6 protein-coding genes, 1 tRNA gene, 1 other RNA gene and 1 pseudogene are annotated in these 6,517 nt (G+C 39.6%); 1 reads left to right on the plus strand and 8 read right to left on the minus strand.

Translation table 11 applies throughout. The features are described from left to right. Positions 1–29 precede the first annotated feature (29 nt). The 7 genes from radA to comW form a co-directional block, all read right to left on the minus strand. Positions 30–1,394: a DNA repair protein RadA gene (gene radA, locus HT718_RS04230; RefSeq protein WP_173267514.1), complete on the minus strand. Its 1,365-nt coding sequence runs from the start codon at positions 1,392–1,394 to the stop codon at positions 30–32. Positions 1,395–1,404: 10 nt separating this feature from the next. Then, entirely contained in the window at positions 1,405–1,962 is a 558-nt protein-coding gene (locus HT718_RS04235) for a histidine phosphatase family protein (RefSeq protein WP_173267508.1), read from the minus strand. Continuing rightward, positions 1,922–2,365, minus strand: coding sequence for a dUTP diphosphatase (locus tag HT718_RS04240; protein WP_000702002.1), 444 nt, complete (start codon positions 2,363–2,365; stop codon positions 1,922–1,924). The genes HT718_RS04235 and HT718_RS04240 overlap by 41 nt, the downstream gene beginning before the upstream one ends. Positions 2,366–2,421: 56 nt before the next feature. After that, an RNA gene (ffs, locus tag HT718_RS04245) (signal recognition particle sRNA small type) lies at positions 2,422–2,519 on the minus strand. Positions 2,520–2,551: 32 nt separating this feature from the next. Next, positions 2,552–3,019: a tRNA adenosine(34) deaminase TadA gene (tadA, locus tag HT718_RS04250; RefSeq protein ID WP_173267510.1), complete on the minus strand. Its 468-nt coding sequence runs from the start codon at positions 3,017–3,019 to the stop codon at positions 2,552–2,554. Positions 3,020–3,219: 200 nt separating this feature from the next. Then, positions 3,220–4,506: an adenylosuccinate synthase gene (locus HT718_RS04255; RefSeq protein ID WP_101782716.1), complete on the minus strand. Its 1,287-nt coding sequence runs from the start codon at positions 4,504–4,506 to the stop codon at positions 3,220–3,222. A gap of 230 nt (positions 4,507–4,736) precedes the next feature. Next, positions 4,737–4,973, minus strand: a complete 237-nt coding sequence (gene comW / locus HT718_RS04260; protein WP_000939542.1) for a sigma(X)-activator ComW — start codon at positions 4,971–4,973, stop codon at positions 4,737–4,739. Between the two features lie 492 nt (positions 4,974–5,465). Between comW and HT718_RS04265 the strand changes: the two are divergent. Further along, positions 5,466–6,298: pseudogene (locus HT718_RS04265) on the plus strand (transposase). A gap of 122 nt (positions 6,299–6,420) precedes the next feature. Here the strand turns inward: HT718_RS04265 and HT718_RS04270 are convergent. Beyond that, positions 6,421–6,494: transfer RNA gene (locus HT718_RS04270), tRNA-Asn, on the minus strand. Between the last annotated feature and the right edge of the window lie 23 nt (positions 6,495–6,517).

Genomic DNA, 6,517 nt, shown 5'->3' on the forward strand with positions numbered 1-6,517 from the left:
TTATCATTTTTAAGAGGATTTGTCACGGATTATGCAAAGACCTTTTTCAAAACCTCCTGAATCGTTGTCACCCCAATGACCTGTATTTCCTTAGGCGGAGTGATTCCTGTCAAGGAATTCTTAGGTACATAGATTTTTGTAAATCCAAGTTTAGCAGCTTCATTGATGCGTTGCTCGATACGATTCACGCGCCGAATCTCTCCTGTCAAACCAAGTTCTCCTACAAAACATTCCTGAGGATTGGTTGGCTTGTCCTTGTAACTCGAAGCAATGGCAACAGCAACGGCTAAGTCAATCGCAGGTTCATCCAATTTGACACCACCAGCAGATTTGAGATAGGCGTCCTGATTTTGCAAGAGAAGACCGGCCCGTTTTTCCAAAACAGCCATAATCAAGCTAGCACGATTAAAATCAAGTCCTGTCGTCGTACGCTTGGCATTTCCAAACATGGTCGGTGTCACCAAAGCCTGAACCTCTGCTAAAATTGGACGCGTCCCTTCCATGGTCACAACGATGGACGAACCCGTTGCTCCATCTAAACGTTCTTCTAGGAAAACTTGACTCGGATTGAGTACCTCAACCAAACCGCCCGACTGCATTTCAAAAATCCCAATCTCATTTGTTGAACCAAAACGGTTTTTGACCGCTCTCAGAATACGGAAGGTATGGTGACGCTCCCCTTCAAAGTAAAGCACCGTATCCACCATATGCTCCAACATACGAGGGCCAGCTAAGGTTCCTTCCTTGGTCACATGCCCTACAATAAAGATGGCAATGTTATTAGTTTTGGCCAGTTGCATGAGCTCAGCCGTCACCTCACGCACCTGAGAAACAGACCCCTGCACCCCTGAAATCTCAGGAGACATAATGGTCTGGATAGAGTCAATAATGAGAAAGTCTGGCTGGATGCGCTCCACCTCAGCACGAACACTCTGCATATTGGTCTCTGCATAAAGATAAAACTCGCTATCAATATCACCCAAGCGCTCTGCTCGTAGCTTAATCTGCTGGGCAGACTCCTCCCCACTGACATAGAGAACAGTCCCTAATTGAGACAGCTGGGTTGAGACTTGTAAAAGAAGGGTTGATTTTCCGATTCCAGGATCCCCACCAATGAGGACAAGACTTCCTGGTACCACTCCTCCCCCAAGTACACGGTTGAATTCCTCCATCTCCGTCTTGGTTCGATTGAAATTGATGGAAGTCACCTCAGATAGTTTCATGGGCTTGGTTTTCTCACCTGTCAAGGACACACGTGCATTCTTTACTTCGGCAACCTCAACCTCTTCTACAAAAGAAGACCAAGACCCACAGTTGGGGCAACGTCCCAGATATTTAGGGGAATTATACCCACAATTTTGACATACAAATGTCGCTTTTTTCTTTGCGATGATAAACCTCTTTCTATATCTCTAACTCACACTCAATCACTTGGCAACAATCAATCTTCTCATTTGGCACAAACTGGCGCATGAGCATGTTGTGGGTCACCACTATCACGGTCTGATAATCTCGATATTTAGCCATGCATTCTAGAAAACGAGACTTCATCTCCGCAGCTGTCTCATACTGAATAGGACTATTGGGAAGTAACTCCCCCTTATTTTCTAGAAACATAGTACGAGCTTTTTCAAAATTATCTGTGCCACTTTCATAGACCTGCCATTCATGTAACAAAGGCTCTACTCTTAAAGGAAGACCCGTAGCACAAACCACATAAGAAGCCGTTTCTAAAGCTCTTGTGACTGCAGAAGATATGATTATTTCAGCTGAAGGGAGTAAAGGATTGGTGCTCAGTTCCTGAGCTTGCTGCCGTCCCTTCTCAGACAAGGGGGCCAAATCTATCCCAAATCCCGTATAAGAACGCTCCTCTAACTCACGGTAGTCTGGCTCCCCGTGACGTACAAAGATAATCTTCATCCTAGTGCCCTGTCGATCCAAATCCACCAGTTCTAACGCCATCAGCCGCATCTCCATCTGCAATTAAGAAAGGAGCAAAGACAGCCTGGACCACACGTTCTCCAACTTCAAGAACAACCTCTTGATCTGTAATATTCTTCATCTGAGCAAAAATATGCCCTTCATTCCCAGGATTTCCATAATAATCCCCATCAATGACCCCAACCGAGTTAATCAAGACCAAGCCCTTCTTACGAGGATTTGAAGAACGATCATAGAGATAAAGCACTTCTGTCGGTTGCATATAAGCCTTAACCCCTGTCGGAACCAAGACAATCTCTCCTGGTGCAATAACTGTACGCACAGCAACCTTTAAATCATAACCAGCCGCATGCGCCGTCTCACGCTTGGGCAATAAATTTTCATCTGTAAAAGTCGAAACCAATTCAAAACCACGAATTTTCATCATCTTCTCTTTTCTATTATCATTTATTCTAGATTATTCTATCTTATTTATTCGAAAAAAGCACGAAAAAAAGAGCACACAATTCAAATCGCTTAGGGCTGCTGGATTCCTCCCCTGACCCGCTTCACGCAGAACTGTTGCTCCACTATCTATTATATCACATTCCTATTCATTTTAAAAGCAAAATTATTTTTTCCGTCGATTTCGGAAAAAGTCCTGCATAATAGCTGCGCATTCATCTTCCAAAATTCCCGTTTCAACCTCCACACGATGGTTAAGACGCTCATCTGTCAAAATATCGTACAAACTCCCAGCAGCGCCAAATTTCTGGTTTTTAGCTCCATAGACCACGTTTGGAATGCGGGCAAGTCCAATTGCCCCACTACACATGACACAAGGCTCAATGGTCACAAAAAGCGTGCAATCCAGCAAGCGCCAGCTCTCCTCACTCAGATTCGCATTCTCTATAGCCATAATTTCCGCATGCATAACCGCTCGCTGCAGTTCCTCACGCGCATTATGCCCACGACCAATGATTTCTCCGTCCTTGACAATCACACAACCAATTGGAATTTCATCGTGTTCAAGAGCAATCTCAGCCTCTCTCAAAGCCTCCCTCATAAAGATTTCTTTTTCTTCAAGCGTATAATCCATCTCTTTTCTCTTTTCCTACTTATCGATTTTATTATTATATCATGAATCCCAACACAAAAAAAGCCACCGAATGCGGTGACTCTATAGGGAGATTATTATGAAAAAGAAAAGTTTAGGATATTTGTTACAACAAGTTAGGAGGTCTTCTTGTAACTGTCTATAGTATACCCGACCTATCTTAAACAAATCTTAAAAATCTCTTACGACCAAACACTTTCTAAAATATTTGTTTGTTCACGACCAGGACCTACTGAGAAAGTAGAAATACGAACGCCAACCAATTCGCTCACACGACGAACATAGTTACGCGCATTCTCAGGAAGCTCTTCCAAATTACGAACTCCAGTGATATCTTCTGACCAACCTGGCAACTCTTCATAAATAGGCTTGCAACGTTTCAATTGCTCAAGACTAGCTGGATAGTAGTCAATACGTTGACCATCAAGATCATAGGCCACACAGATTTTTACTGTATCTAAACCACTCAAAACATCGATAGAGTTCAATGAAAGGTTAGTGATACCAGAAACACGGCGGCTATGACGCATCACTACTGAGTCAAACCAACCCACTCGACGTGGACGACCAGTTGTTGTACCATATTCATGACCTACTTCACGGATACGTTCTCCCACTTCATCAAACAACTCAGTTGGGAAAGGACCGTCTCCTACACGACTCGTATAAGCCTTACATACACCTACAACCTTGTCAATCTTACTTGGACCAACACCAGAACCAATGGTCACACCACCAGCCACAGGGTTTGATGACGTAACAAATGGATAAGTACCTTGGTCGATATCTAGCATAACACCTTGGGCACCTTCAAAAAGGACGCGTTTACCGTTATCAAGCGCATCATTCAAGATGACAGATGTATCTGTCACATATTTCTTGATTTGTTGACCATATTCGTAATACTCTTCAAAAATATCATCGAAAGCAATCGCTTTACTATCATACAATTTTTCAAAAAGACGATTCTTTTCAGCAAGGTTACGTTCTAAACGCTCACGGAAAATGTCTTTATCCAAAAGATCTGCGATACGAATTCCCACACGAGCAGCCTTGTCCATATAAGCTGGACCAATTCCCTTGATTGTAGTACCAATCTTATTGTCGCCCTTAGCTTCTTCTTGCAAACGGTCTAACTCGATATGATAAGGCAAAATAACATGCGCACGATCAGAAATACGCAAATTATCAGTTGTTACACCTTCCTCATGAAGATAGTTCAACTCTTTTACAAGAGATTTAGGATTTACAACCATACCATTCCCGATAACAGAGATTTTTTCAGGGAAGAAAATCCCAGATGGAATCAAGTGCAATTTAAACTTCTTACCATCAATCACAATCGTGTGACCTGCATTATCGCCACCTTGGTAACGTGCAATCACTTCTGCATTCGCTGAAAGGAAGTCCGTAATCTTCCCTTTACCTTCATCACCCCATTGGGTACCTACAACAACAACTGAAGTCATAATCTTGTCTGAGCCCTCAGGCTCTTCCTTTCTCACATACATGGCAGGAATCTCACCCGCAATTATATCTTACAATTTATTATAAGAAAAAATCGCCTTTTTATCAAGAAGAAACAATAGAAAGATTTGCTATTTCCAACTATTAAAAAATGATTTAGAAAAATTACCAGCTATTTATTGTTATATTGCCATGAAAAAGTAAGTTTGTTCGGAAATTTACTAAAATTACCTCAACAAGAAATAAAACCTCGATTCATTATCATCTTTTCAAGATACAAACGATAAGCAACACGATAATGATAAACGATAAAATCCCTACGACACCCAATTCCATATCGAACTAAATAATAAATCAAAAATTTAAAATGAAAATGTTCCCAATCAAAATTATCACCAAATACAGTACCATACTCTTCTTCAATATTTCTATAAAAATCCGCCATCTGCTCATAAATTTTTTGTAGCATAAATATATACTCCTCTTCTTTTTTATGAACTTATTCTAACAAAAAATTTTACACATTCACTATCAATTCCTGAATTGTTAAAATAACAACCTCAACAAGATAAAAAATAGGAAAAATTGACAGAATAGAAACAAATATCTTACATCAAAAACAAACTATTAAATCCCTAAAAATAAAAAATTTCATATAAATGATTGAATAAATTATCCTGTTTTGTTTCAATAGTAATAAATATTTCTCAAGAGTTCTTCAACGAACTTGAGTCAGAACTATGAAGTGATTGAATAGAAATAAAGCACTTAATAATTATTAAAAAGAAAAGTAACTATAGTATTTGTAGTCGGTAAATCCCATATGGATCTTATGGAGCCTATTTTGTTGTAGAAAAAATTCCATAAGATTTGCCACCAAAACATCTTTAGAAAGAATCGTATGGAAGAATTACACTTTATCACAAAATTACTAGACCTTACAGAACCTAATTTCTAAATTATGGATATCATAATAGGGATACACATAAGGAAATCATCGCTAAACTGGACTACGACGCCCCATCTTGCCCTGATTGCGGAAGTTAAATGAAGAAATATGATTTTCAAAAACCATCGAAAATTCCTTACCTTGAAACAACTGGTATACCTACCAAAATTCTACTTAGAAAGCGTCGTTTTAAGTGCTATCAGTGCCCGAAAATGATGGTGTCTGAAACTTCTATCGTCAAGAAAAATCATCAAATTCCTCGTATTATCAACCAAAAGATTGCTCAAAAGTTGATTGAAAAGACTTCTATGACTGACATTACTCATCAGCTTTCCATTTCCACTTCAACTGTCATTCGCAAGCTTAATGACTTCCACTTTAAACATGATTTTTCTCGTCTTCCTGAGATTATTTCTTAGGACGTTGAAACAGTCAGGGGAGTGACTGTTTCAATCGAGAGATTAAGATGAGCTTTATTACGCAAGATTTTGAAAACCTCAATATCATAACTGTTCTTGAGAGTAGAATACAAGCTATCATCCGAAATCATTTTCTTAAGTATGAGAGTTCTGTTCGATGTCTCGTCAAAATCATTACAATGGATATGTTTATCCCTTATTATGACTTGGCTAAACAGCTTCACTTTCGAATTTCTAGGCTCAGACTGAAATAGTGCCCTTCAACTACCCTATTCTAACGCCAAATTAGAAGCAACTAATAATCTCATTAAACTTATCAAGCGAAATGCCTTTGGATTTCGGAACTTTGAAAACTTCAAAAAACGGATTTTCATCGCTCTAAATATCAAAAAAGAAAGGACGAAATGTGTCCTTTCTCGTTCTTAACTTTTCTTCAACCGACTACAGTTGACAAATGATAAAGATCTGAAATATCTCGCGTCATTAGGTGCGAGATAGATTATTAATTACATAACAAAAAAGAGGCTAAAACCTCCTTTAATTAACTACTCCGCCAGTAGGACTCGAACCTACGACATCATGATTAACAGTCATGCGCTACTACCAACTGAGCTATGGCGGAATAAAGCTAAGCGACTTCCATAT

Source organism: Streptococcus sp. 714, assembly GCF_013277115.1.
Lineage (GTDB): Bacteria > Bacillota > Bacilli > Lactobacillales > Streptococcaceae > Streptococcus.

Coding starts and splice junctions, on each gene's coding strand:
- HT718_RS04235 (WP_173267508.1), bottom strand. CDS start 1,962: ATGGCGTTAGAACTGGTGGATTTGGATCGACAGGGCACTAGGATGAAG.
- HT718_RS04240 (WP_000702002.1), bottom strand. CDS start 2,365: ATGAAAATTCGTGGTTTTGAATTGGTTTCGACTTTTACAGATGAAAAT.
- tadA (WP_173267510.1), bottom strand. CDS start 3,019: ATGGATTATACGCTTGAAGAAAAAGAAATCTTTATGAGGGAGGCTTTG.
- HT718_RS04255 (WP_101782716.1), bottom strand. CDS start 4,506: ATGACTTCAGTTGTTGTTGTAGGTACCCAATGGGGTGATGAAGGTAAA.
- comW (WP_000939542.1), bottom strand. CDS start 4,973: ATGCTACAAAAAATTTATGAGCAGATGGCGGATTTTTATAGAAATATT.